At 41.1% G+C, this 23,829-nt stretch carries 16 protein-coding genes; 8 read left to right on the top strand and 8 right to left on the bottom strand.

The genetic code is table 11. From position 1 onward, the window contains the following. Window positions 1-674: 674 nt before the first annotated feature. The 4 genes from CWC18_RS13510 to CWC18_RS13525 all read left to right on the top strand — a co-directional run bounded on the left by CWC18_RS13510 (window position 675) and on the right by CWC18_RS13525 (window position 8,815). Entirely contained in the window at window positions 675-3,818 is a 3,144-nt protein-coding gene (locus CWC18_RS13510; RefSeq protein ID WP_138591098.1) for a glycosyl hydrolase family 18 protein, read from the top strand. Window positions 3,819-3,867: 49 nt separating this feature from the next. Further along, window positions 3,868-5,304 (top strand): lytic polysaccharide monooxygenase, encoded by a 1,437-nt coding sequence (locus tag CWC18_RS13515; protein ID WP_138591096.1) that lies wholly within the window; start codon window positions 3,868-3,870, stop codon window positions 5,302-5,304. Between the two features lie 111 nt (window positions 5,305-5,415). Next, entirely contained in the window at window positions 5,416-7,878 is a 2,463-nt protein-coding gene (locus CWC18_RS13520) for a glycosyl hydrolase family 18 protein (protein ID WP_138591094.1), read from the top strand. A gap of 139 nt (window positions 7,879-8,017) precedes the next feature. Beyond that, window positions 8,018-8,815, top strand: a complete 798-nt coding sequence (locus CWC18_RS13525) for a substrate-binding periplasmic protein (RefSeq protein WP_432760748.1) — start codon at window positions 8,018-8,020, stop codon at window positions 8,813-8,815. A gap of 97 nt (window positions 8,816-8,912) precedes the next feature. On the opposite strand, the gene CWC18_RS13530 is transcribed toward CWC18_RS13525, so the two are convergent. Next, window positions 8,913-10,430 (bottom strand): phospholipase effector Tle1 domain-containing protein, encoded by a 1,518-nt coding sequence (locus CWC18_RS13530; RefSeq protein WP_138675456.1) that lies wholly within the window; start codon window positions 10,428-10,430, stop codon window positions 8,913-8,915. Window positions 10,431-10,580: 150 nt separating this feature from the next. Between CWC18_RS13530 and CWC18_RS13535 the strand changes: the two genes are divergently transcribed. From CWC18_RS13535 to CWC18_RS13545, 3 genes are all read left to right on the top strand, one after another. After that, a complete protein-coding gene (locus CWC18_RS13535; protein WP_138591156.1) occupies window positions 10,581-12,527 on the top strand; it encodes a RecQ family ATP-dependent DNA helicase in 1,947 nt (648 codons plus the stop codon). An 85-nt stretch (window positions 12,528-12,612) separates the two neighbouring features. After that, window positions 12,613-13,032 carry a hypothetical protein gene (locus CWC18_RS13540; protein WP_138591090.1) on the top strand — a complete coding sequence of 140 codons (420 nt, stop codon included), beginning with the start codon at window positions 12,613-12,615 and terminating at the stop codon, window positions 13,030-13,032. Between the two features lie 6 nt (window positions 13,033-13,038). Further along, window positions 13,039-14,253 carry an anhydro-N-acetylmuramic acid kinase gene (locus tag CWC18_RS13545; protein WP_138591088.1) on the top strand — a complete coding sequence of 405 codons (1,215 nt, stop codon included), beginning with the start codon at window positions 13,039-13,041 and terminating at the stop codon, window positions 14,251-14,253. Here the strand turns inward: CWC18_RS13545 and CWC18_RS13550 are convergent. The 7 genes from CWC18_RS13550 to CWC18_RS13580 form a co-directional block, all read right to left on the bottom strand. Then, a complete protein-coding gene (locus CWC18_RS13550; protein WP_138591086.1) occupies window positions 14,250-14,726 on the bottom strand; it encodes a hypothetical protein in 477 nt (158 codons plus the stop codon). The two genes, CWC18_RS13545 and CWC18_RS13550, sit on opposite strands and share 4 nt — an antisense overlap. 233 nt (window positions 14,727-14,959) lie before the next feature. Continuing rightward, a complete protein-coding gene (locus tag CWC18_RS13555) occupies window positions 14,960-16,690 on the bottom strand; it encodes a DUF4153 domain-containing protein (protein ID WP_349666245.1) in 1,731 nt (576 codons plus the stop codon). 387 nt (window positions 16,691-17,077) lie between these two features. Continuing rightward, entirely contained in the window at window positions 17,078-17,608 is a 531-nt protein-coding gene (locus tag CWC18_RS13560) for a transporter substrate-binding domain-containing protein (protein ID WP_138591082.1), read from the bottom strand. A gap of 143 nt (window positions 17,609-17,751) precedes the next feature. Beyond that, a complete protein-coding gene (locus CWC18_RS13565; protein ID WP_138591080.1) occupies window positions 17,752-19,704 on the bottom strand; it encodes a methyl-accepting chemotaxis protein in 1,953 nt (650 codons plus the stop codon). A gap of 156 nt (window positions 19,705-19,860) precedes the next feature. Beyond that, complete coding sequence (locus CWC18_RS13570; RefSeq protein ID WP_138675458.1) at window positions 19,861-21,174, bottom strand: sigma-54-dependent transcriptional regulator; 1,314 nt, start codon at window positions 21,172-21,174, stop codon at window positions 19,861-19,863. Continuing rightward, window positions 21,171-21,716: a hypothetical protein gene (locus tag CWC18_RS13575; protein WP_138591076.1), complete on the bottom strand. Its 546-nt coding sequence runs from the start codon at window positions 21,714-21,716 to the stop codon at window positions 21,171-21,173. The genes CWC18_RS13570 and CWC18_RS13575 overlap by 4 nt, the downstream gene beginning before the upstream one ends. After that, the gene (locus CWC18_RS13580; protein ID WP_171041111.1) at window positions 21,716-23,155 is read right to left on the bottom strand and encodes a sensor histidine kinase; all 1,440 of its coding nucleotides are present in this window, start codon (window positions 23,153-23,155) and stop codon (window positions 21,716-21,718) included. The genes CWC18_RS13575 and CWC18_RS13580 overlap by 1 nt, the downstream gene beginning before the upstream one ends. Window positions 23,156-23,560: 405 nt before the next feature. Between CWC18_RS13580 and CWC18_RS13585 the strand changes: the two genes are divergently transcribed. Next, the gene (locus CWC18_RS13585; protein ID WP_138675460.1) at window positions 23,561-23,767 is read left to right on the top strand and encodes an EF-hand domain-containing protein; all 207 of its coding nucleotides are present in this window, start codon (window positions 23,561-23,563) and stop codon (window positions 23,765-23,767) included. Window positions 23,768-23,829: the final 62 nt, after the last annotated feature.

Here is a 23,829-nt window from a genome sequence, read left to right on the forward strand (position 1 = left end):
CTTCCCTTCGAGACTGTAACTAGTTTTGTGTAACTGCCTATCTCAATTTACATATTAACAGCTAATTACTCAGGCGAAGCTTAGTGCTTTTTCAACTCGTTTATTTTTATTATTTTTTACCAGAATGTTTCAAATTGTTACTCCCCATTACTAAATAATACTGAAAATAGAGGCGCTATTTTTCATTTTTAATACTGTATAAAGAATATTTTATTTTAAAATCACTACATTATAACTCTAAACATCACAGTAAAATTACTTCATAAGTTATACCAAAATCAAAATTTTAGTAAATATTATAGGTATTTTTATAACTTAAAAATATATGTTATTACTTTTGGTTATTTATGTTGGGGTTTTATATTCATTAGGTAATTTAATCCGAAAGTGTCTCTATTAGTAATGAATTCAATATACCCACTCCCAAGTTTATGTTTTTAATAATTTAATTAATAAATATTAGCAAACATAAAGATGAGTCAAATTCATATTAATATTGACTTCCGGTGACTGAATATTACTCATTCAATAACAATGGAAATACGACATTATTATTATTTTTGGTGTGTTTGTTGGTTGAAAAATGAACTTGGGTACATTGACGGGTTGGAACTATGTGTTACTTTTAATGTTAATTTGTTAAGCAAAGGTTACTTGTAAAGGTTGGAGAAATCATGAGAACTCAAAAAATGTTCAAGTCGGCACTGAGGTATAGTGCCATTTCATTAGGATTATTTACTGGCTTTAGCAACGCGTCAAATTTACCTTATGACTGTACAGGCTTACCTGTGTGGAAGGAAAATACGGCTTACGTTAAGGGTGAGGTTGTACAAAGAGCTGATGCAGCTTATGAATCCCAGTGGTGGAATAAAGTTGACCCTGTCACCCATTCAAAATCATGGCAAGAATGGATTAAATTGGGTGTTTGTGACAGCGTTATCACTAATGCGCCACCAGTTGTTTCTGGGTTGACGCCCGAGTCAGGTACTGAATTTAACACTAATGACAGCGTTGCCATTAGTGTTAATGCAACAGATGCAGATGGCACTGTTAGTAAAGTCGATTTTTATGTTGATGACGTTCTCATCGCCACCGATACACAAGCATCAGCAGATATGTTTGATGGAACATGGGTTGCGCAAGAGGGGTCACATGTGATTTCAGTGAAAGCCACTGATGATAAAGGTGCGGTGTCAACGATATTGAGCAATCAAGTGATTGTTAAGCAGGTAGTTGATCCTGTGAACAAAGCACCTGTAGCAGCATTAGAGTTAGCTAGTCTGCCCGCTGAATTAGTGGTAGGTTCAAGCGTAGAGTTTAACTTGTCTGGTAGTGATAGTGACGGGCAAGTAACAGCGTTAAGCTTTGCCGTTGATGGTGTTGAAGTTGCATCAAGCAATGGATCTGCAACTGCGCATACATGGCAAGCTGCTCAATTAGGCCCTGTCACATTTACGTTAACGGTAACTGATGATAAGGGTGCTACTGGGGAGGTAAGTAAAACGTTAACCGTTATTGAAGCGGGTCAAGTGAACAACCGCGATGCCTGTCAACCTGCTGGCCTTTATCAAACGCCGGGTGTGAACACACCTTACTGTACAATTTATGATGAAAACGGCCGTGAGGTGATGGGTGCTGATCATCCACGCAGAGTGATAGGTTACTTCACTAGTTGGAGAAATGGTGCTAACGGTCAGCCTAGCTACCTAGTGAATGACATTCCTTGGGATAAAATCACACACATTAACTATGCTTTTGCGCATGTTGATGCAGCAAACAAAGTATCAATTGGTGATCCTAATGCGCCAGGCAACCCTGCAACTAATATGGAGTGGCCAGGTGTCGCTGGTGCGGAACTGGACCCAAGCTTACCGTACAAAGGCCACTTTAACCTGTTAAATAAATACAAAAAACAGCATCCTGATGTTAAAACCTTAATCTCAGTTGGTGGATGGGCTGAAACAGGTGGTTTTTTTGGTGGTGATGGTAAACGTGTAAAAAGTGGTGGTTTCTACACGATGACGACCAATGCTGATGGCTCTGTGAACCACGCAGGTATTGAAGCATTTGCACAAAGCTCTGTTGATTTTATTAAAAAATATGGATTTGATGGTGTTGATGTCGATTACGAATACCCATCATCTATGAAAGACTCAGGCCATCCTGATGACTTCCCTATTTCAAATGCACGTCGTGCTGGTTTGAACGCATCATACCAAGTACTAATGAAGCGTTTACGTGAAGTACTCGATAAAGCGGGTGAGGCTGACGGTAAGCATTACATGTTAACAATTGCATCTCCATCATCAGGTTATTTACTGCGCGGTATGGAAACTTTCCAAGTAACGAAGTACCTAGATTACGTCAATATTATGTCTTACGACTTACATGGTGCTTGGAACTCTCATGTTGGTCATAATGCCGCGTTGTTTGATACTGGATTAGATTCAGAATTAAAACAATGGAATGTATACGGCACCAAAGAATTTGAAGGCATTGGTTACCTTAATACTGATTGGGCTGTACGTTACTTCAGAGGCGCAATATCAGCAGGGCGTATTAATATTGGGCTTCCATATTACACTCGTGGTTTCCAAAACGTACAAGGTGGTACAAATGGTTTATGGGGCCAAGCCGCGCTCGCCAATCAAGCTGACTGTGCACCAGGTACTGGCGTAGGTGACAAAAACAAGTGTGGCGACGGCGCTGTTGGCATTGATAATTTATGGCATGACAAAAATGATAATGGCTATGAAGTACCTGCGGGTTCAAATCCACTATGGCATGCCAAAAACTTAGAGAATGGGATCACGCCAAGCTATTTAGGTATTTACGGTTTAACACCAGATACTGATCCAACAGATGTACTCACGGGTACCTATACACGTCATTATGATTCAGTTGCCGTTGCACCATGGCTTTGGAATGCGCAGAAGAATGTATTCATTTCTATTGAAGATGAAGAGTCTATGGGGGCTAAGGTTGATTACGTCATCAACAATGGTCTAGGTGGGATCATGTTCTGGGAACTTGCTGGAGATTATGATTACGATGCTGCGAAGGGTGAGTACTTCATGGGGTCTAGCATGACATCATTGGCTTATAACAAGTTTAATCAAAGTGGTGTTGCATATGATGTCCATAACGGAGATCCGGCATTTGCGGTGCCGGCTGAATCTGTCGATGTGACGTTTGCGGCAAAAGACTTCCCAACAGGCGATGATAACTACCCGATAGCACCAACATTTGTATTTACCAATAACTCAGATATTGATTTAAGCGGTGCGAAGATTTCGTTCGATGTGCCGGTATCAACCTCTGCTATTTTTAAATCGAACTGGAATGCCCAAGAAAAGTTGAAAATGGCAGTGGATGTAAATGGGTCAAACGCAGCGGGTAATAACATTGGCGGATTTGAAAATGAATTCCACCGCTTCTCAATCACATTAGTAAATGAATGGGGAAGTGTGCCTAAATCGTTAACTCCGGGTGAAAGTGTTAATGCTCAGGTCATGTACTACAACCCAATCACAGGCCCAGCTAACTTTGTCGCGGAAAAGGACGGGAAGCGCTATGCGTTTAAGTTCGAGTATCCTAAGTTGCCGGCTGCAAAGCCTGGTAATGACAATGGTGGTCCTGTAACGAGCTGTGAAGGTGTACCAATTGCTGATATTTCAGTATACCCCACATTTCCTCGTTCTACTCACGCGGCGGCAGGTGATTTGATAATCCAAGGCACAAAGGTTTATAAGGCTAAGTGGTGGTCAAATAAAGCGCCAGAATCAAGCGGTGATTATACAAAAGTCTGTAATTTGTAAGCTTCAATTATTATAGGGCAGCCTTGCTGCCCTATAAAAAGGAATGATTATGAACAAGCAAGATAGAAAAATATCACAAATAAGCGCTGGGCTAGGAGTAATGGCATTAAGTGTGCTGAGCCAATCAGTAATGGCGCATGGTTTTATGGAATTTCCAAAAGCAAGGCAAGCGATTTGTCAGGCGCAAGGGGGATATTGGTGGCCTGATGATGGCTCAAATATTCCAAATTTAGCATGTCGTGCGGCATTTTTAGAGTCAGGACATGTGCAGTTTATTCAAGAGCATGAATTCGCTGCGAATACACCGGATTTTAATAACCAAGCTGCGGTAGAAAAGAATATTCCAAATGGTACCTTGTGCGCGGCTGGCTCAAATGAAAAACGCGGGATGAATTTGCCTTCTGAGCATTGGCAAAGAACAGACGTGACGCCAAATGCGCAAAATGAATTAGCAATAAGGTTTAGAGCAACAACGCCTCATAATCCGAGCTTTTGGAAGTTTTATATCAGTAAACCAACGTTTAACCCTGGTGTTGATACATTGGGTTGGCAGGATGTTGAGTTAGTGACAGAGGTTGGTAATGTTGACTTTGTAAAAGATCCTGATGGAAAACGCTTTTACGAAATGAAAGTGTCAATTCCTCAAGATCGCGTTGGTGATGCTATTTTATATACACGCTGGCAGCGAAATGATGTAGTCGGTGAAGGGTTTTACAACTGTAGTGATATAACGATTATTCGAGACTCAAGCCCTGTCACATGGACAAGCGCAGGGTACTTCATTAAACAGGGTCAAAATGCGAACGTTACCGATACGGTGTGGACGCGTATTTTTGATGCCAGCGGAAAAGAACTTGTCAGTAAATCCATAAAAATCACGGCTCAAAATGAGTCATCATGGCAACAGCTATTGGCGGATTCGCTGAATTTGGATCATGCGAACACAGTGCAAATTGGTGTACGTCAAGCTAGCGGTGACATTGTTTTTGACGGGCAGAACTTGTTATCAAATGAAGTGTTTGTTAGTGATGCTAATTATACCTATAACCTGACGATTCAAGTTCAAGCACCCAATACGGCACCAAAAATTCACAAGCCAGACCCTTTTATATTAGATGAAAGTACCTCGGCTAAATTACATGTACATGCTTTTGATGATGAGCAACAAGCTTTGACTTATCAATGGCAAGTTCCCAGCCCTCTGACGTTTTCAGGCTCTGGAGCAACGATTGACGTGGTAGCCCCTGCAGTTGAGAGCGATACGAACTATACAATCACAGTCAGTGTGTCTGATGGAGAGCTCAGCACCTCAGCAGATGTACCAGTTACGGTTAAAAATATTAGTGCGCCACAATTTCCAGCATGGAGTAGCAACAAGACATATGTCGCTGGTGACAAGGTTAGCCATAACAATGTGAATTATCAGGCAAAGTGGTGGAATGTAGGCGAGGAGCCCGGTACCACACAAGTTTGGAAAAAACAATAGTTTTTGCAAACAATGATCAGAAAAACAAACGCTTAATTCGATTTAATTTAGTAATACAACAATCATCCACCCTATTGGTTGGATACAACATGTAAAGAAGGTTGAAAAGTAATGAAACTAAAGCAATTAACGGCCCTAGTTGGTCTCGCGTTGGCTTCAGGTGCAGTAATGGCAGCGCCATCTACACCAAGTCTTGATTGGAAACCACAGCAGTATTCATTCGTTGAAGTTAACTTAGACGGTAATGGGTCTTATAAGGATATTGTTACGGCAAAAGATGTTGTCACTGTTGAACTCAAGTGGAATGCTTGGAGTGGCGCAGGCGGCGATGGCTATAAAGTTTATTTTGACGACATGCTAGTAAACGAAGGAACTCTTCCTGCGGGGACTAAAAGTGGAGTGGTAACTTTCCCTTATACCAAGTCAGGCCGTCATAACGTTTACTTAGAATTATGTGAAGGTACAACGTGTGCGAGAAGTGCAGGTAAGCCGATAGTGATTGCTGATACTGATGGCGGTCACTTAGCACCATTGCCTATGAACGTAGATCCTAATAACAAAAACTATGGTACTAAGCCAGGCATGGTAACAGGTACTTATTTTGTTGAATGGGGAATTTATGGACGTAACTTTGATGTTACCCAAGTACCAGCACAAAACTTATCGCATATTCTTTATGGCTTTATTCCAATCTGTGGCGCGAATGAATCCTTAAAAGAAATCGAAAATGGCAATAGCTGGCGTGCATTACAAAAAGCATGTGGTGGCTCAGCTGATTATGAAGTCGTTATTCATGACCCGTGGGCTGCAGTGCAAAAAGCGTTGCCTGGTGTTGATGCAAAAGATCCAATTCGTGGTACATACTCACAGTTAATGGCCCTTAAACAGCGTTATCCAGACTTGAAAATATTACCCTCTGTAGGTGGCTGGACGCTATCTGACCCATTCCATGGTTTCACAGAAAAAGCTAATCGAGACACGTTCGTTGCGTCGATGAAGAAATTCTTAAAAACATGGAAGTTCTATGATGGAGTAGACATTGACTGGGAATTCCCTGGTGGCGGTGGTCCAAATGGTAACCTCGGTGATCCGATCAAAGATGGCCCTGCTTATGTTGCTTTGATGCAAGAGTTACGTGCGATGTTGGATGGGCTAGAAGCTGAGACAGGCCGAAAATATGAGCTAACATCAGCAATTGGTGCTGGTTATGACAAAATTGAAGACGTAGATTATCAGGCCGCTTCGCAGTACATGGATTATATCTTCGCCATGACGTATGACTTTTACGGTGGTTGGAATAATGTAACAGGTCATCAAACGGCGTTGTATTGCGGATCGCATTTAAGCACTGACGAATGTAACGGCACAGGCCTTGATGATAACGGCGAGCCGCGTAAAGGGCCAGCTTATACCACGGATAGTGCGGTTCAGCTATTACTACAACAAGGCGTAAACTCTAAGAAAATCGTCGTTGGCGCGGCAATGTATGGTCGTGGTTGGGAAGGAGTCTTTGATGCAAATACCACCATTTCAGGTAACCCAATGACAGCACCGGGCAACGGTAAATTTACAGGTTCAAAAGCGCAAGGCGTTTGGGAAGCTGGCATCATGGATTATAAAGGCGTTGTTGCTAACTTAATTGGTGCAAGTGGTACCGGTATTAATGGGTATGAAGTGGGCTATGATGAGCAAGCTGAGGCTGGATATGCATGGAATAAAAGCAGCGGTAAGTTGTTGACATTTGACACACCTCGCTCAGTTAAAGCTAAAGGTGCCTATGTTAATACGCACAATTTAGGTGGTTTGTTCTCTTGGGAGATTGATGCGGATAATGGCGATATTCTTAATGCAATGCATGATGGTTTAGCTGGTGGTGTTCCCACCAATCGTTTGCCAGTTGTGACAGTTGATAGTCAGGTGACCATTGCTGCGGGTGCTTCTGTAGTGGTTAATGCAAGTGCTACAGATGCAGATCGTGACCCACTGAGCTTCAGCTGGAATGGTGATGCGGCTTTAGTACTTACTAATGCGAATTCAGCGTCAGTCTCTGTGGCTGTACCAGCAGTTACAGTTGATACGCAATATGCACTTTCAGTGACAGTATCTGATGGTAAAGGCCAAGCAACACGCAATGTTGTGGTAACAGCTAAAGCTGCGGGTTCAAACTCAGCACCTGTTTTATCACCTATTGCCAACGTAACGGTTGAAGAGCTGGCAAGTGTGGCTGTTTCGGCTTCTGCATCTGATGCAGACAATGATGCACTAACCTATAACTGGACAGTACCTACAGGGCTAACATTGTCGGGAACAGGCGCAAATGTAACATTGGTTGCAGGCGAAGTTACTACTGATACAACGTACCAAGTGTCAGTGTCTGTATCTGATGGTCAAGCATCTGCATCACAAACATTTGATGTGACGGTCACTAATAAAGCTGCTGGTGGTGACACGTGGCAAGCTGACAAAGTCTATGTTGGTGGCGACACATGTGTTTATGGTGGCGTAACTTACCAAGCTAAATGGTGGACACGTGGCGAAGAGCCAGGTAAAGCACAAGTGTGGAAAGCGCTATAATTAGTATATGAGATTTGACATCAAGCAATTTGATTGACCTAAGGAAGGGCCAAGTCGCATGTAGAGTCACAATGACACATTAATTGATTAAAGGCGCCTTTGGCGCCTTTGTTTTTATTCGGTTAGTAATCCATACTAAATGTATATTTACTTTATTTTTAGGTTGTTAGTTCTGAAACTATTTATTTTTTGTGCGCTTTTTATAAGCTGTTTAGGTTGGGCGAATACGCAATGCGCAACGACCTATAAAGTAGGGGTAGGGACACTCTGGCCGCCCTATGTCATGTACGATGATACGTCATATTCTGGTTTAGATGTTGAGATATCAGAAGCGGTGTTTTTACATGCAGGGTTTTGTATTGAATTTGTAAAATTACCTTCTTCGGCACGGGGAATCGTTGAATTACAAAAAGGTGAGATCGATGTTTTGCCTTCAGCCAGTTATAACAAAGAACGTGCTGAAATTGCGCACTTTAGTAAAGGCTATCGACGAGAACGTATGCGGTTATTCACCCATCAAATGACGGCACCTATTACTAATCTCACGGAGTTATTTGCTGCTGAATACACGTTTACAGCAAATCCTGGCGCATATTATGGTGAAGAGCTTGCTCAGATATTGACTATAAAGTGGTACGAGCAAAGGTTTTTTGAAGTGGCGAGCGTGACGCAACGTATGGAATTAGTAAAGCGTGGTCGTGTAGACTTTTTGATTGAAGATGAGATAAGTGGGTTATACTTTAAGCGTTTACTGGGTTATAAAAATATTTTGCTCCATGAATATGTTGTAAACGATAACGCCATACATTTTATGCTGAATAGGCAGAGTTTTGATTACGATAAAGTTCTCAAAATCAATAATGCCATTAAAGCACTTAACCCAGAACTACGCCGTATTGAAGCGAAATATACAGAGTGGATAAAAGGGAAGCCTTAGCCACACTGCTTCGTTATTAATGACTTAAAGAGAAACTTTTGATAGCCGTTTTACGAGTTATACGCATACTATAACCCGTAGTGAAGTGAGAGGTATTTTACCCGAGTCGAATGATAGTAAGGTCAATACTGCCGCTATTTTGCTGATAATCTTTGTGTATATCATTGGCAAACGGGGTGAATTCACCAGATTGACTAATTCTAACTTCACAGCCATTTGTTATCAAAAACGCAGTTTCATCATTGTGATTTATACACCCCATAAGCGCAAACCACTGTGCATTTGAGGCACGTCTATAAGGGGTAAACAATTCAATTGCTTGTTGTTTTATACCTATTGTTTGCTGACCTCTATTCCACCCCTTGATACTGACCGGGTGACTATTGTCGTACCAAATGGCGTCATCTTGTGTGCTAAATCGATACGTAGCGCCTTTTTCTAACATGACTCCAGACGCATTGTATTTTTGTGAAGCAAAGGCTTTGACGGTGACTTGCTCGCCAGTTTGTAAAATAGTGATGTGCTGATTCTTGAGTGTTAAATGAGGGGTTAAGCCAACACAGGTGAGGTGATTCGCATTATTATCTTCAATGATGTGAGGTACTGACTTTAAAGACTCAGGGCGATAGCCACTTAACGTATTTATTCGCTTGGCCACACTGTGGTGAATGATCGGTGGGCGCTGGCTAATTTGATCTTGTTCTAATACCGCACATTGTCGATTGACCACTTTAAAGCTGCTATTAAGCCAACAGTAGTCATGTTGATAGCTGCGAGCGAGTGGATCTGGGCATAGTGAAATATCATCTTCACAAATCAACGGGGTGCTTTCGTAGGGCAAGAGAGCTTGAAAGTTAATGTGTTCTTTATTTAATACCGTTAAGTCTATTTTGAGATCAATGAGCCACTCTAGTGCATAGCGTAAAGTGATGTCTGATAATCCACTCCGGTAAAACCCTCCCCCAATATCTGAATGGCAGCCTGCAAACCAAACTTCTTTTATATGTTGTGCATGGTTAAACAAGGTTGGTTCAAATGCACGGCGTTTATCATCTAAGCTCACACAATGTAACGCTTTAACCACATTATTGGCGACAGTATGGTCTTGAAAAATGACATGCTCTGTGCCACAAGTCGCTTTGGTTATTTTACTAAATCCAATGGAGGCTATGGTGTCGAACACACATAAATAGACGTCCTGTGATATGAAGCGTTCTAAACATTTCGCGAATCGCCTTGCTAATGCTGCACCGCGGCTAAACCCTATCAATAGCACTTTATCACCTAGGTGAAAATGATGATTAAAATCATTAATTGCTTGGGTTAAAATAGTAGCTACTTCTTTGTCGTTTGGGGCGAGTATTTGATTGAGTAGTTTTTTAACCTCGCTGCCTTGGTCGCCAATCCCACAATAGTAAAAACACAGTTGTTGCTCAGTGGCCGATGGCGCATGACGATGAAGTTTGCCTCCAAGCATAAGGTGAAGTTTGAGTACGTTACTAATTCCTGTGTCTTCTTTAAAGTGCTCGCTACTATATTGGTGGGAATCCCGGGGTTCACTTGATGTGCCGTCAAAATTAAAAATTAACGTTTTGGGCGTGGTATTATTAGCCATAATGAACCTCTGAGTTGGTTTCAAATGAAGGTCAACTATATAAAGTTGAACGTTAAATAAAACTTATACAACACCATTAGATAGTGCACATTAAAGTGCAAAAATATGATATTTTTAAGTCACTTTATTGAAGATACTGAGACCACTGTTATGGTGCATGAGCAGCAACTGCTTAAAAGCTTATCGCAACATTTTGGATTTGCCACTTTTCGAACAGGGCAACAACAAACAATTAGCCAATTGCTCGCAGACCACTCATCTCTGGCTATCTTTCCGACGGGCTCAGGTAAGTCTCTTTGCTACCAATTAACCGCATTGCATTTACCTAACCTCACATTAGTGGTGTCTCCGCTACTAGCTTTAATGCAGGACCAAATAGAGTTTTTACAGCACAAGGGGATTGCGGCGGCCAGTTTAGATTCAACGCAATCAAAAGCGCAAAGCCAAGCGATTATGCAGGGGATCAGAAAAGGTGAGATAAAAATACTCATGGTGTCGGTTGAGCGGTTCAAAAATGAACGCTTCCGAGAATTTATTAAGCAAGTGCCTGTATCGATGATGGTAGTTGACGAAGCACATTGTATTTCAGAATGGGGCCATAACTTTCGACCCGATTATCTAAAGTTACCAGAATATCGACGCGCACTAAATATTCCGCTGGTTTTGCTTTTAACGGCAACAGCGACGAAGAAAGTAAAAAATGATATGGCAGAAAAGTTCCATATTGAGCAGCAGCATATTGTTCAAACTGGCTTTTATCGTTCGAACTTAGATATTAATGTGCTAGCACACAACGAAGATGAAAAAATACCTTACTTAGTGCGCTCTATTAAAGAGCTGACTGGATCAGGAATTGTATACGTCACATTGCAGCAACAAGCTGAACAAGTGGCTAAGCAATTGCAAGCCGCAGGTATTAAAGCGGCTGCCTATCACGCAGGGTTAGGTGATGAAACTCGGCAAAATGTTCAAAAAGCGTTTATGCAAAACCAACAGCAGATTGTTGTAGCAACGATTGCTTTTGGTATGGGGGTAGATAAGTCAGATATTCGATTTGTGATTCATTTTGATTTACCAAAATCGATCGAAAATTATAGCCAAGAAATAGGGCGAGCGGGCAGAGATGGCGCACCCTCACGATGCACTGTTTTAGCTAACCTTGATGGCATTGCCACCGTTGAAAATTTTGTTTACGGTGATACACCAGAATTATCAGGCATACAAACGGTCATTGATACAATAAGTGCTGAACAACAACACGGACGCTGGGATATGCAAGAGCTGGCATTATCTAAGACCAGTAATATCCGTGTGTTGGCGTTAAAAACATTATTAGTACAATTAGAAATACAAGGTGTGCTTACGGCCCAGTATGCCTATTATGCAGATTTTCGTATTAAGCTATTACAAAGTGAACAGAAAATTTACGCAAAGTTTAACCCTGAGCGGCAACAGTTTTTACAACAAGTGTTTTCGGCTATACAATTTAAAAAAGTATGGGGAACGGTTGATATTTCTGTATTAGTTGCACAGGGAGTTAATAGAGAAAGGGTCGTATCGGCACTTGATTATTTGCATGAACAAGGCCTAGTCGAGCTAGAAAGTAAACGCGTTATGCAAGTTTATGACGTTAATAAAGCATTGCTTGACCAGCCTGGTCTGGTTGAGCAACTTTATGGTTATTTTAAGTCGAAAGAGCAAAGTGAATTAAAGCGTATCGGCGCGATGATCCGGTTTTTTGAGTTAGATCGCTGTTTAAGTGCAAATTTGGCCAAGTATTTTGATGATACGAATGTACCCGAGGCGTGTGGTCACTGTAGTGTGTGTCATGGCGCGGTTGCAACCTTAGTTGAAAGCACCAAACGCACTTTGCCGACGGATGAACATATACGTACGGTTGTATTTGGTTTACAAAAGCATTTGCAAAATGGCGCTCAGTCGGTCAGCTCCGATACCATACTGCGATTTTTAACGGGTGTTACTACCCCTTTATTTACCAAGTATAAATTGAAGCAGCTGCCTGGTTTTGCATGTTGTGAAGGGCACAGGTATTCAGTGATCACTGATAAAATTCGCCAGCTAGGGCTTGCAAACTAATAATAAACAGGGAGAAATCAGGCTCTATTCAGCTGACGCTGGGTAGTATGCCTCGTTATACTATTTAATTATGATATGGAGCACTATGAAACTTTTGACTTTTTCTTTTTGGCTGACGTTAATATTTACTACAGGTAATGCCGTTGCTGAAAATGATGTATATAATTTTGATACAATACAAACGTTAATGCCCGCCAGTGCTTTTGAAAATGACGCCCGAATTTACCCTAAACCAAGTGAGTTTAGCATTGTTAGAGCGATCCCTATGAGCACACAAGCTGGGGAGAGGGCAGCTTTAGTGGTGATCAAAAATATGGCATCAGGGCAGAGGATTTTTGATACCAAACATATCGTGGCAATTATGGCTGATGGCACACGGGTATTTGGCAATTTAACCGACGCTAGAGTTAAGTTAGCAGGTCATGAACAAACAACAATTAAACTCGAATTTGGCGCGTTTGATTATCCTATTGTGAGTCTATATACATCTGAAAGTGAATCATAACCGCTTATGCATAATCATATAAAAAGATTGGTTGAAAGCGCAGAAAAAGAAAGTCGTTTAATCATCGGGTTAATGAGTGGCACGTCACTGGATGGTTTAGACATCGCTTTATGTGACATCAGGGGCTGTGGCACGGCAACTCAAGTGAAACTATTACAATTTACGACCTGTGAATACCCCGAACACGTTAAAGAAAAAGTGAGACAAGTGTTTGCACAATCGCTGGTCGATTTAGAGTATTTGACACTGCTCAATGGATGGTTAGGTACCTATCACGGCCAGCTCATTGTTGATACGTTGGCACACTGGGGCATTGCAAACCATGACATTGACGTGATTGCCAGTCATGGGCAGACGATATATCACAGCCCAGCACATCAGCATCAATATAGTGAATTTGGCAATGGTACATTACAAATTGCTGATGCAGATCATATTGCTGTTGCAACACGCATTACGACCCTATCTGATTTTAGGCAAAAGCACATTGCCGCTGGCGGAGAAGGCGCACCACTTGCACATTATGGGGATTACTATTACTTCAGCAGTAAAAGAGAGCACCGTCTTTTACTCAATATTGGTGGAATTGCGAACCTCACATGGTTACCTAAGAATTGTGCATTTTCAGAGGTACTATGCTCCGATATAGGTGCTGGAAATACGATCATGGATGCCTACATGCAGCGACATTTTCAGGTAATGTATGATCAAAATGGTGAGATTGCTAAGTCAGGGAAAGTAAATCAAGCGTTACTCGACAGCTTAATGGCGGCTACTTTTATTAAACGAGATATGCCAAAAACAACAGGGCCAGAAGTATTTAACTTAGCATTATTGAGTCAAGCTCAAACAGACAGTAACACTGACCATTTGTCGCATAATGACGTGATGGCAACATTAAATATGTTCAGTGCACAGGTCATTGCAGAGCACATTACCTTACTCTCATCTTATGTAATTCAGGTGAATGAATCAGTGAATGTGTACGTCAGTGGCGGGGGGTATCATAATACGTTATTGATGGCGCAGGTGAGAGCAAAGCTGTCGAGCGACTATAACGTGATGAGCAGTCAAGCGTTAGGCATAAGCCCTGATGCAAAAGAAGCGGTATTGTTCGCTATTTTAGCCAATGAGACTCTGGTCGGTGAAAGTACTTCAGTAAAAGGTGAAAGCAATCAAAACCAACCTATTACAATGGGCAAAATAAGCTTTCCCGATTAAAAGACTGAAAGCAATGAGGTCAGTACACTAGCTGCATGTCGCTTTGCTGTTTTGGCCCATACACGGCCAAAAAAAGGTGTGTGAGCATGGGTTTTGATGTTAAGCGGGTTATATATTTTCGCATTGAACTCTGCGGTGTTTTTTATTGTGTTATATATACCTAATAAATTCAGTTGTAATACATACTCACCACTTGAACCATACCCCGTTAAGCATAACTCAACATACCCTGTATCTAATGCGCTTTTAGTTAAGGTTACTTCAGCACTAAAACTGGCATCACGGCCTGTTACAGAAGTTGCAGATAAAGAGATACTATCACCACAAATTGCATCATTAGGAAGAATACATTTAATGATAACCTCTGACTTTTGGTAATTTAGCGTTAACGTGTCATACTGCATTGTTGCGATACGTGTATGTTCATCTAAGGAACGCGCAGCAAAACTAAGCCTGAGAGGCGGGTGGTTCATGACGTAAGTAAGTCTCTTAATATTTAATCGCTGTATTATTGATCGTCAACATGACAATTTTATGACTTTAAGTGCAATAATACATCGAGATGGTTGTAAACAGCTATTTTGGCAAGTTCTAGCTTGTTTTTAAGTGAGATGAGTCATAAATTATGTGCCAAGTATCAACATTTTGCATGGCACATAATGAATGCTGCGTCAGGGCTTAATGGTAAAACAGGTGAATACGATACTTACCTAACTTGCATCGTTTCACCATTGACAATAATGTCTTTAAAATTAGGCGCTTGGGTTGTGTACTGTTGTTCAATAAGCGCATCGATCACGTGTTTTTCTATAAATGGGTTTCGACTGTGTGTTATATCCATGCTTTTTTCCAACCAGTTTCCGTCAAGCTGATAAAACAACACATATTCAAAATAATACTCAAAATGAGCAATTAAAATATACTCTTTTTGAGTGTCACCATGTATATCGACGGCGACAATATCTAACTTTTTACTGTTAAAAAGGTGTGTATTGGTATGTTTAGCATAGTTTTGAATTCGACTGAGTAGTGGCAGAGGGAGCTGTTCGATAGACAAATACGCATTGGATTGCAGCAAAGTCGTTACATCTAATTGTTCAATATTGGGGTTGCCATAGGAGTTTGTTACGCGCTTAAGTACAGCGTCAATACGCGTATTGAGGGCTGGGTGTGTGTTACCGTACTCTTGTTGCAGCTGCTTGAGCGCTTCATTTCCTGGACGACCTAAGTCAAAGGCAAGGTAGTCTAAATCGACATCGTTAATATCGATATGACCTGAGTCAATATGGGCTAGTTGGCTAGAGACAGACAGTTTTCTGAAATCTAATAAGGGAGATTGCGTTGCTAAAAGGGCTGCGACTAAGATCAACCCTAATTTGGTGTTGATATTGCCTAAATAGGCATACCACTTAACCTTAAATTTGATAATAGCGGCGCTATAACAGATGAAATAAGCTGCCACAAATGTCCAGATAAAGATGGCCCATAAGCGATCGACAGATAGCCCATATTGCTCAATTCTTTGGTATAGCCCATAACCACTTATCGCAACGTATACTGGCAGGAATATAACGCCGAGCGTTAAAGCAATTCGTGTCCAATGATGCTTTAGTAATTGACCTTCACTGCTTTGTAGCGCGGTATTGAGGGTTAGCAAAATGGCAATGAGTAAGGTGAATATCAGTGCACTTCCGCCATTATCCCAAATTGGTTGCAGACCTTGAAAAAGTAATGCAATTAAAAAGAGAGAACTTAACATGACAAGAAGCGGTAACAGTGCCAACGATAAAACTTGAATTAACCGATTAACAGTATTGACCACGCTGGCATTGTCTCTGACTTTAAGTACGCCAAGGGTGTGGCTTAAAGTCAGCATTGGATAGAAAAACCACGGTTCGTAAAATAGGTGTTGGAATACAGTGATATTGATAGCTGCAAATAATTCAGCCCAAAGTACTAAAATCAACCACATTACAAGTGTAAATAATGCGGCAAAAAGGAGAGTAATAAATAAGTGGCAAGCACGTTGGATAAGTAGTCTGTAATCAATAGAGTACTTTTTAGTGTCGTTAATGAGGGCTTGGCTGAATAGGAGTACTTTAAAAACAACTACCGTCATTACAAGACCATATGTAAAGCTGTATATGCCCAAAGAGTCACTGCTGAGACTGGTGATTTGACTGCCTGTGTAAGCACCTAAAGCAGCGCAAAATAACGTAAATAGGCTTATGAACCAGTAGTACTTGCGAGTTGTTTGTTGGGTTACCCCGTAAATACTTAGGGTAGGAAAAATGATGGCAACACAGTAGCAGGCAAATAGGACCGCCGGTGATTCTGCTATGATCCATTTAAACTTAAGAGCTTGATGTAACAGAAGCAGGGCAAGCCCCTGTAGTAAAGCAATGAGCAGTAAGCTTTTGTATTGTATTTTTGTCAGTTAAAAATGGTCTAATGGCATATACAGTCCTTGTATTAATTTACGCTAAATATTAACTGTTGTTAGATTAACATGATATGAAGTGGTTCTCATCTAATTAGGTGTTGGGGGGGCCGGATTTAGTGGCGCTATGTTCTGGCTGGTGAGTGTTTCGATAAGGTCTTTATTTTTAGCGATTGCTAAGTTAAATTCACGTAACTTTTTCTCGTTGAGCATTCTTGGGCGTAGCATTTAGTGCACTGGGTTGTTGTGAACCGTGATTTGTGTGGTGCGTACGTTATGATTAAGCGCGTGTTATTTTTTATCAAGTAAGCCCGCTGAGTAAATCTTCTACGGCAAAACTAACACGTTTATGTTTTATCAACTCAAAACGGTCGATTGATCCACTTAATTCGATAACACAATCGGTACATTGGGCTTGAAGGTGACTGAATGCAGGTCCGTATACGCTGCCTCTGTTAATGGCCACAATCGCGTTATTAAGGCCAAGTGGTAACCTGCCCTTTGGGCTTTTTGAAGAGATTGTTGTGATATATGACTAAACACCTGCATAATTTCAGTCCGATAGGCATGACTAAATTCAGCAAACCCTCGGCGATTAAAAGCGTAGCTTGCAGCACAAATGAGGTCGACATGGTCTTTTTTAAACTCGCTAAATGCTCGACTCGACGAGGGTAAAGTCACATAGTTCCAGCAAATGTTGATATCTTTTAACAGCAGCTCAATGATATCTATATCAAGCCCTCTAGATACGCTACTTTCTTTGCAAGAGTAAGGCGGGCAATCATTAGCTACACTGATGGTTATGGTTTTTTTTGCAGACATGTCTTGGGCTTGCGTTAACGGCGCACACCCTAATATAAACAGACATATGAATATACGCTTTATGTGGCTTACATTCAGTTTTGATGTACGCATTGTTGGCCTTCGTACGGTTAATTCTGTTACTTGTCCGCAGAAATTTCACCATTATTTTTGGGGCTGTACGTGAGTGGGTTTAAAACACATGCCATATTTATTAAACCCACTCACGCTCATAAAAGCACAGTTCTTGGGCCTATTTAGTCAATGCGGAATCGACCCACTAGGTTGTCTAACCCATCGGCTAAATCAACAAGTTGAGTTGCGCCTTCTGACAGGCTATCTGTTGACTGGCTCACCTGCGCGACAGATGCTGTTACCCCTTGAATTTGGTTGTGAGTTTCACTGGCTGACACACCTTGCTGATCGGCCTCTTGGGCGATGGTTGCTATTAATGCTTTCACTTTAGTTACACTGTTTGCAATGTCATCAAACGCTTGGTGCGCTTGCTCTGATTGAGTGATCGCATCATTTGAAGCACTCACACTTTGGGTCATTTTTTCGGAAACAGCGCGAGTTTGATCAATTAATTTTGTGAGAACTTGCTCAATTTCTTGTGTTGCATCGTGCGAGCGCTGGGCAAGCGTTCTTACTTCGTCGGCCACCACGGCAAAGCCTCTGCCTTGTTCACCTGCTCGGGCGGCTTCAATGGCGGCATTGAGTGCAAGTAAGTTGGTTTGTTCTGCGATACTACGTATAACGCTTAAAATATTGGTAATGTTGATACTTTCACTTTCTAATTGGCTCATTGCAGCGGCTGAACCACTTAATGAGCTATTAAGTTGAGCCACTTGCGTGACAGTATTGCCGATAAGTTGGTTACCTGTATGTGTACACTCATCTGTTTGAGCTATTTCACTGAGCGATTCTTGGCAGTTTTGACTCACAATATGCGCCATATTGTTTACTGATTCTGTGTTGTGTGCCGCTTGATTTGCGGTGTCTGATTGGTTGTGACATTGCGTTCTAATGTCTGATATTTGTGTTTTAAAATGGTGAGCGGCACCGTTTAATGAGTGTGCATTATATTGAATGTCTTTCACGAGGGCATTAATAGAATTTAGAAACTGATTAAACCAAGTAGCAAGCTCACTGATCTCATCGTTCCCGATGACTTGGAGTCTTTTCGATAAGTTGCCTTCACCTTGTGCAATATCTTTTAGCCCATCCGAGACGCGTTCAATCGGATAGACAATTTTATTTGCAAGTACCACGGCGATAACACCAAATATCACTAACATTATGAGTGCGATTATACTGATACTCACTGACATGTTATAGGCTGAAGATAAAATCTCATCTTGGTCAATAATGGCCACAAAACGCCAATTTAATGCGTCAGATTGATAAGGTTTTGCTGTGACAGTTTTATTACCCGTTTCAATGGTTAAAAATGACTTAACTCCCTCAGAATTTAACGATTGGTATAAAGGCGAGTTAAGTTCTTTAATATTTTTGAAGTTATTATCTGGGTTTTTTGGGTCGGCGAGTATGACCCCGTTACCATCCATTAAAATTAAATAACCCGTTTCACCTAAACGAATGTTGCTGACGATATCAGTGAGTGTAGACAAGGTCACATCTAACGACTGTACACCGGCAAATGTACCATCTTTATAGATACCCGTTGCTACTGACACCATAGCTTGCTCTGTAACACCTTGGTAAGGCTCAGTCACAATCACGTCACGTGGTGTTTTCTTGGCATTTTTGTACCAAGGGCGTTGTCGGGGGTCATAATTGCCAAGGGGTTCTGCTGGGTATTGGATAAACCCCCCTTGCTCTGAACCTAAGTAAACGAACAGCAGTTCTTCGTGGGTGATGCCAAATGCGGTAAATAACTCAAATATCTCGCCTTCTTGTGAGCCATTTTCTAAAGGAGACATCATTCGCTCAGGGCCCATATAATTGCTTACATTGTTTGGTAAATTACTCACCAATTTACTTTGTGCCAGAAAGCGGGCGTTATTCTTCATTTGGTCAAAAAACAGGACAAATGTATTTTCAACTTGGCGTATTTCGTTACTAGACGAGTCTAAAAATCGTTCTAAAGATTCTTGCTTCGTTTGTGAAATGCTCACCAATGAAATAGCTAAAATGGGCACTATCACTGTTAATAAAAAACTCATAATGAGCTTCTGGCGCATTCTCATTTGCTACTCCCGCGACTGTGTGATGTTTGGTTACATTTGTTATTTATTTATGTGTAACTTTATAAATTATACACACAATCGCAAATTTATCTGATTTTATACAAGTATTCACAATAAAATAATTAAATTTAAGTTCGCGCCTAGCCGCATGTACACTTAACTAATTCCATGTTTTTTCATCAGTTTATAAAAGTCTGAACGGTTTCTTTGGGCCAACTTGGCGGCTTCTGCTACGTTACCTTCTGACAGCGACAGTACTTTTTTTAGATAGTCGTATTCAAACTGTTTTTTTGCATCATTGAGTCCTTGAAAATGCCGTTTATGTTGTGTTGGTAGTGCTTTTAATATGGTGTCTTCTGTAATTAATTTACCAGGAGTTAGCACCAATGCATGTTCAATCACATTGTGGAGCTGGCGAATATTACCGGGCCAAGCATAATTTAGTAGGTGTGTCATAGCCTGTGGATTGATTGTTTTACTGTGGCTACTGAGTTCATCAACAAATTGGTTTGCGAGTAAGACAATATCTTCCACCCGATTGCGTAAGCTCGGCAGTGTGAGTGATACAACATTGAGTCGGTAGTATAAATCTTCGCGAAATTCTTTATTCACAATTGCTTGCTGTAAATCTTTGTGACTGGCAGACAAAAAGCGCACGTTGATCTTATGCTCAGTATGAGATCCTACTGGCCGAACGGTTCGTTCTTGCAACACACGTAATAATTTTACTTGCAAATCCAGAGGCATATCGCCAATTTCATCCAGTAAAATAGTGCCATTATTGGCGCTAAGAATAAGGCCTGTTTTATCGTTAATCGCGCCAGTAAACGCGCCTTTTTTATGACCAAATAGCTCTGATTCCAATAAGTGTGAGGGGACGGCCGCACAATTTATAGCGATGAAGGGGCCTGAGGCATAACCGCTGGCTTGGTGAATGGCTTTTGCAGCCACCTCTTTACCTGTGCCACTTTCACCCTGTATGAGTATATTCACATTATTGGGTGCCAAGGCTTGAATGTGGTGCACAACTTGGCGCATTGCACAGCTTTTGAATGAGATCCCAAAGTAATTATGTTTTGTGTTACTAAGCGAGGCTTTTACTGTATTACACAGTGCTTTTTCTATTGTATGGAGCAGTGTTTGGCTGTTAATGGGTTTGTTTATAAAATCTAAAAAGCCTTGTTCTATTGCGTCGACGGCATCAGGAATCGAGCCATGGGCTGTCATCATGATGACGGGCATACCAAAGTGGTCACTTTTAATCTTTTCAAATAGCTCAAAACCATCCATATGGGCCATTTTTAAATCCGTTATGACTAAATCAACGGCTTCACTTTGCAGAATTTTCAATGCTTGAGTGGCACGATAAGCACGCAGTGTGAGGTAATTATTTGACTCCAACCTCATTGCCAATAGTTCGACAAACGCGTGATCATCATCGACCAGTAATATGGTTGCTCTGTTTATCATGGTGCCTCTTGCGTTTGCTGAAGTGGTATTGTGGGTGCTGGGGGGTTGAGTCGTTGTAACTCTATTTGGGCTAATTGTTTTTTTAGCTCAATAAACGCACTGTGTGCTTTTTCTAGCTGGTGCTCTTTACTTTTTAGGGTTTTGCGTAGTGTTATGTTGGCAAGTTTTTGAGTGCGCAAGTCTTGCGTACTGCGTTTAATGAAGTCGAAATACACCGCGTATTCATCAGGCCATACCTTCTGTGCCACCAATGTTTTAAGCAACCTCAATTGTGTAGTTGTTGAAGGGCTGTTACACCATTTGGTAAAAAATAGGTTTAGTGTTTGGTGTTGTTGATAGCGTGCTGGCAGCGTGTTCACTTGCTTGTTTGTTGTTGATAAAACGGGTGTGTTACAGGCTGTATAGTGCGTTTTAAAAAGCATGGCGACAGGTGCATAGCGTTGTGTTGGTAGAGGCTTTGCATTGTGCTCAGTATTCAGTTTTTGGCTTGAGTGGCACGCACTAAGCAAACAAAGTGCCAGTAATAAAAATAATAAACGCATTATTGTTTTCCTTTTATAGGCATTACGACACAGACCTGTGTACCTGGTGACAGTGGTTTAAACTCGATAGTACCCTGTAAGTGCTTAACTGATTCGGCAACAATTGATAAACCCAGTCCACTCCCTTGATGATTATGGCTATGCTGACCACGAAAAAATGGTTGGGTTATATTACGGAGCTCGTCAGCGTCAATACCCATGCCATCATCATAAATAGCAAAGGTAGCCACATGGTCATTACTGTCTATATCGATACGAATACGGTGTGCGGCATACTGTAATGCGTTATTTATAAGTTGAACCAATATAATTTTACAGGGCAGGTAGGGCATGTAGGCCGTATTCTTACTTATGTGCCAAATAAGCTTTTTGTTGATCCCGAGCGTGTGTTCGCTAAAGTGCTTTTGTAGATCTGTTGCTATGGCTGCTAAACTTTTTCTCTTTTGGGTATTAAGAGGGTGGCTTGCCGCACTGTAACTGAGTAAGTCGTCAATTAAGGTATCTAAGCGTTGGACTGACCCCGACATGATCTCGACGATACGGCTTTGCTGGGCTGTTAATTGGCCTATGCTGGGGTCTTTTAAGAGGCTGTTGCCTTCGCTTAATGAAGCCAGAGGCGTTTTTAGTTCGTGTGTAACATGCCGTAAAAACGAGTCCTTTTGCGCATGACTGCTCTGCAGCGCTTCGTTGAGCCAGTTAAGTCTTTGACCAAGCTTTTCCAGCTCATTGCTCCCTTTCAATTCAATGTGCCTCACATGCTTACCATTTCCTAATTGAAAAATGGTTTGTTCAAGTGTGTAAAGCTGTCGTGTTACGCGATGAATTAGCATAAGACTGAATACGATGAATAAGGTCACCAGTGCGAGTAGTAACCCCAGCAGCCCGTAATTTTTATCAGCGAAAGACGCGCGTTGATCATCGAGACGTGTTGCTAACGCATAGTAAAATAGTTTTTCGGTTGCTTGCAGTTGGTGACTCAAGGCTGAGTAATTGACTAAATGTGCATCGTAGGTTGGTAATAAGGTGAGTACTTGTTGCCATTGTGCAACAAGTACATTTTCCATTAACCTATTTTTCAGTAAAGTAATGCGTTTTCGAGTGGCCTTCCATTTTTTATTAATACTATTTTGTAACGCGGGGCTATCGAGCAATGTATTATTTTGCTGCGCCTTTTCAAGCGCTGAAATACTTTCTTTTATCGATGAAAATTCAATTATAAGGTTATGATTTATAATATATGATTGGTGCATCCTTTGCTGCTCTGAAGATAAGTATTGCGCATACCAAACCGCCGATATAATAATGGGAAATAACGCGATAGCGAGCGCGAGTTTGGCTTGCAACCCCAAAGATTGTGAAAAAAAGCGCTGGGGTGTGCTCCTAATGTGTTTAAAAGACGAAATAAACCACTGTTTAACCTCTTCTATTGTCATGTTCATTGCGTTTCCTAATCGCATGTTGCTAAATTGCGAATCTATAAATACATGATTTAATAATAAAATTTATGTTTTATAATTATTTATGTCGCTATTTAGCAACAGCCCGACTTAATGCTTCCTGAACTAATACGCCCTAACAAATCTAACGTTATGATTTAAATAATAATTTTATATTTGGCATCATAGTTGATATATCCCAATAGCAATCGATAACTTATCTCAATCATATGAATTGGCGTTGCAGCTTTTCAAAAGGCTGGGCTAGTCACGTTCAATTAGTTAGTTACGCTAAATGTTCTTAACATTCACTAAATGAAGTGAAAGTTGGTAATTGTATAAATTGGTAGCTGAGTATAGGGCGTGGCGAATAAGTTAAGAGAAGGTCGATATTACAGGAGCTTACGAATGTACATGACAGTGATATTACTGAGTGGTGCAGTAGGGTTATTTTCACAACCGCAGACAGGAAAGCTGGCTGTTCAACAGTTAGATACGAACAGCGATGGCGTAATAAGCTGGAGTGAATCCAAGCAGCTACCGCGACTTATGGCGCAATTTAAAGATTTAGATGTCGACAATAGTGGCGTTATTTCACGCGCTGAATTTGATTAATTTGGCTGGAGTTACAGCCGAATACTACGTTTTTAAGAATTTCTCATATAAAAAAGAGGGTA

Source organism: Pseudoalteromonas aurantia (assembly GCF_005886875.1).
GTDB classification, from domain to species: Bacteria; Pseudomonadota; Gammaproteobacteria; order Enterobacterales; family Alteromonadaceae; genus Pseudoalteromonas; species Pseudoalteromonas aurantia_A.

Excerpts from the sequence above, each read along its gene's own strand:
- CWC18_RS13510 (WP_138591098.1), top strand. The coding sequence starts at position 675 with ATGAGAACTCAAAAAATGTTCAAGTCGGCACTGAGGTATAGTGCCATT.
- CWC18_RS13515 (WP_138591096.1), top strand. The coding sequence starts at position 3,868 with ATGAACAAGCAAGATAGAAAAATATCACAAATAAGCGCTGGGCTAGGA.
- CWC18_RS13520 (WP_138591094.1), top strand. The coding sequence starts at position 5,416 with ATGAAACTAAAGCAATTAACGGCCCTAGTTGGTCTCGCGTTGGCTTCA.
- CWC18_RS13525 (WP_432760748.1), top strand. The coding sequence starts at position 8,018 with ATGTATATTTACTTTATTTTTAGGTTGTTAGTTCTGAAACTATTTATT.
- CWC18_RS13530 (WP_138675456.1), bottom strand. The coding sequence starts at position 10,430 with ATGGCTAATAATACCACGCCCAAAACGTTAATTTTTAATTTTGACGGC.
- CWC18_RS13535 (WP_138591156.1), top strand. The coding sequence starts at position 10,581 with ATGGTGCATGAGCAGCAACTGCTTAAAAGCTTATCGCAACATTTTGGA.
- CWC18_RS13540 (WP_138591090.1), top strand. The coding sequence starts at position 12,613 with ATGAAACTTTTGACTTTTTCTTTTTGGCTGACGTTAATATTTACTACA.
- CWC18_RS13545 (WP_138591088.1), top strand. The coding sequence starts at position 13,039 with ATGCATAATCATATAAAAAGATTGGTTGAAAGCGCAGAAAAAGAAAGT.
- CWC18_RS13550 (WP_138591086.1), bottom strand. The coding sequence starts at position 14,726 with ATGAACCACCCGCCTCTCAGGCTTAGTTTTGCTGCGCGTTCCTTAGAT.
- CWC18_RS13560 (WP_138591082.1), bottom strand. The coding sequence starts at position 17,608 with ATGCGTACATCAAAACTGAATGTAAGCCACATAAAGCGTATATTCATA.
- CWC18_RS13565 (WP_138591080.1), bottom strand. The coding sequence starts at position 19,704 with ATGAGAATGCGCCAGAAGCTCATTATGAGTTTTTTATTAACAGTGATA.
- CWC18_RS13570 (WP_138675458.1), bottom strand. The coding sequence starts at position 21,174 with ATGATAAACAGAGCAACCATATTACTGGTCGATGATGATCACGCGTTT.
- CWC18_RS13575 (WP_138591076.1), bottom strand. The coding sequence starts at position 21,716 with ATGCGTTTATTATTTTTATTACTGGCACTTTGTTTGCTTAGTGCGTGC.
- CWC18_RS13580 (WP_171041111.1), bottom strand. The coding sequence starts at position 23,155 with ATGAACATGACAATAGAAGAGGTTAAACAGTGGTTTATTTCGTCTTTT.
- CWC18_RS13585 (WP_138675460.1), top strand. The coding sequence starts at position 23,561 with ATGTACATGACAGTGATATTACTGAGTGGTGCAGTAGGGTTATTTTCA.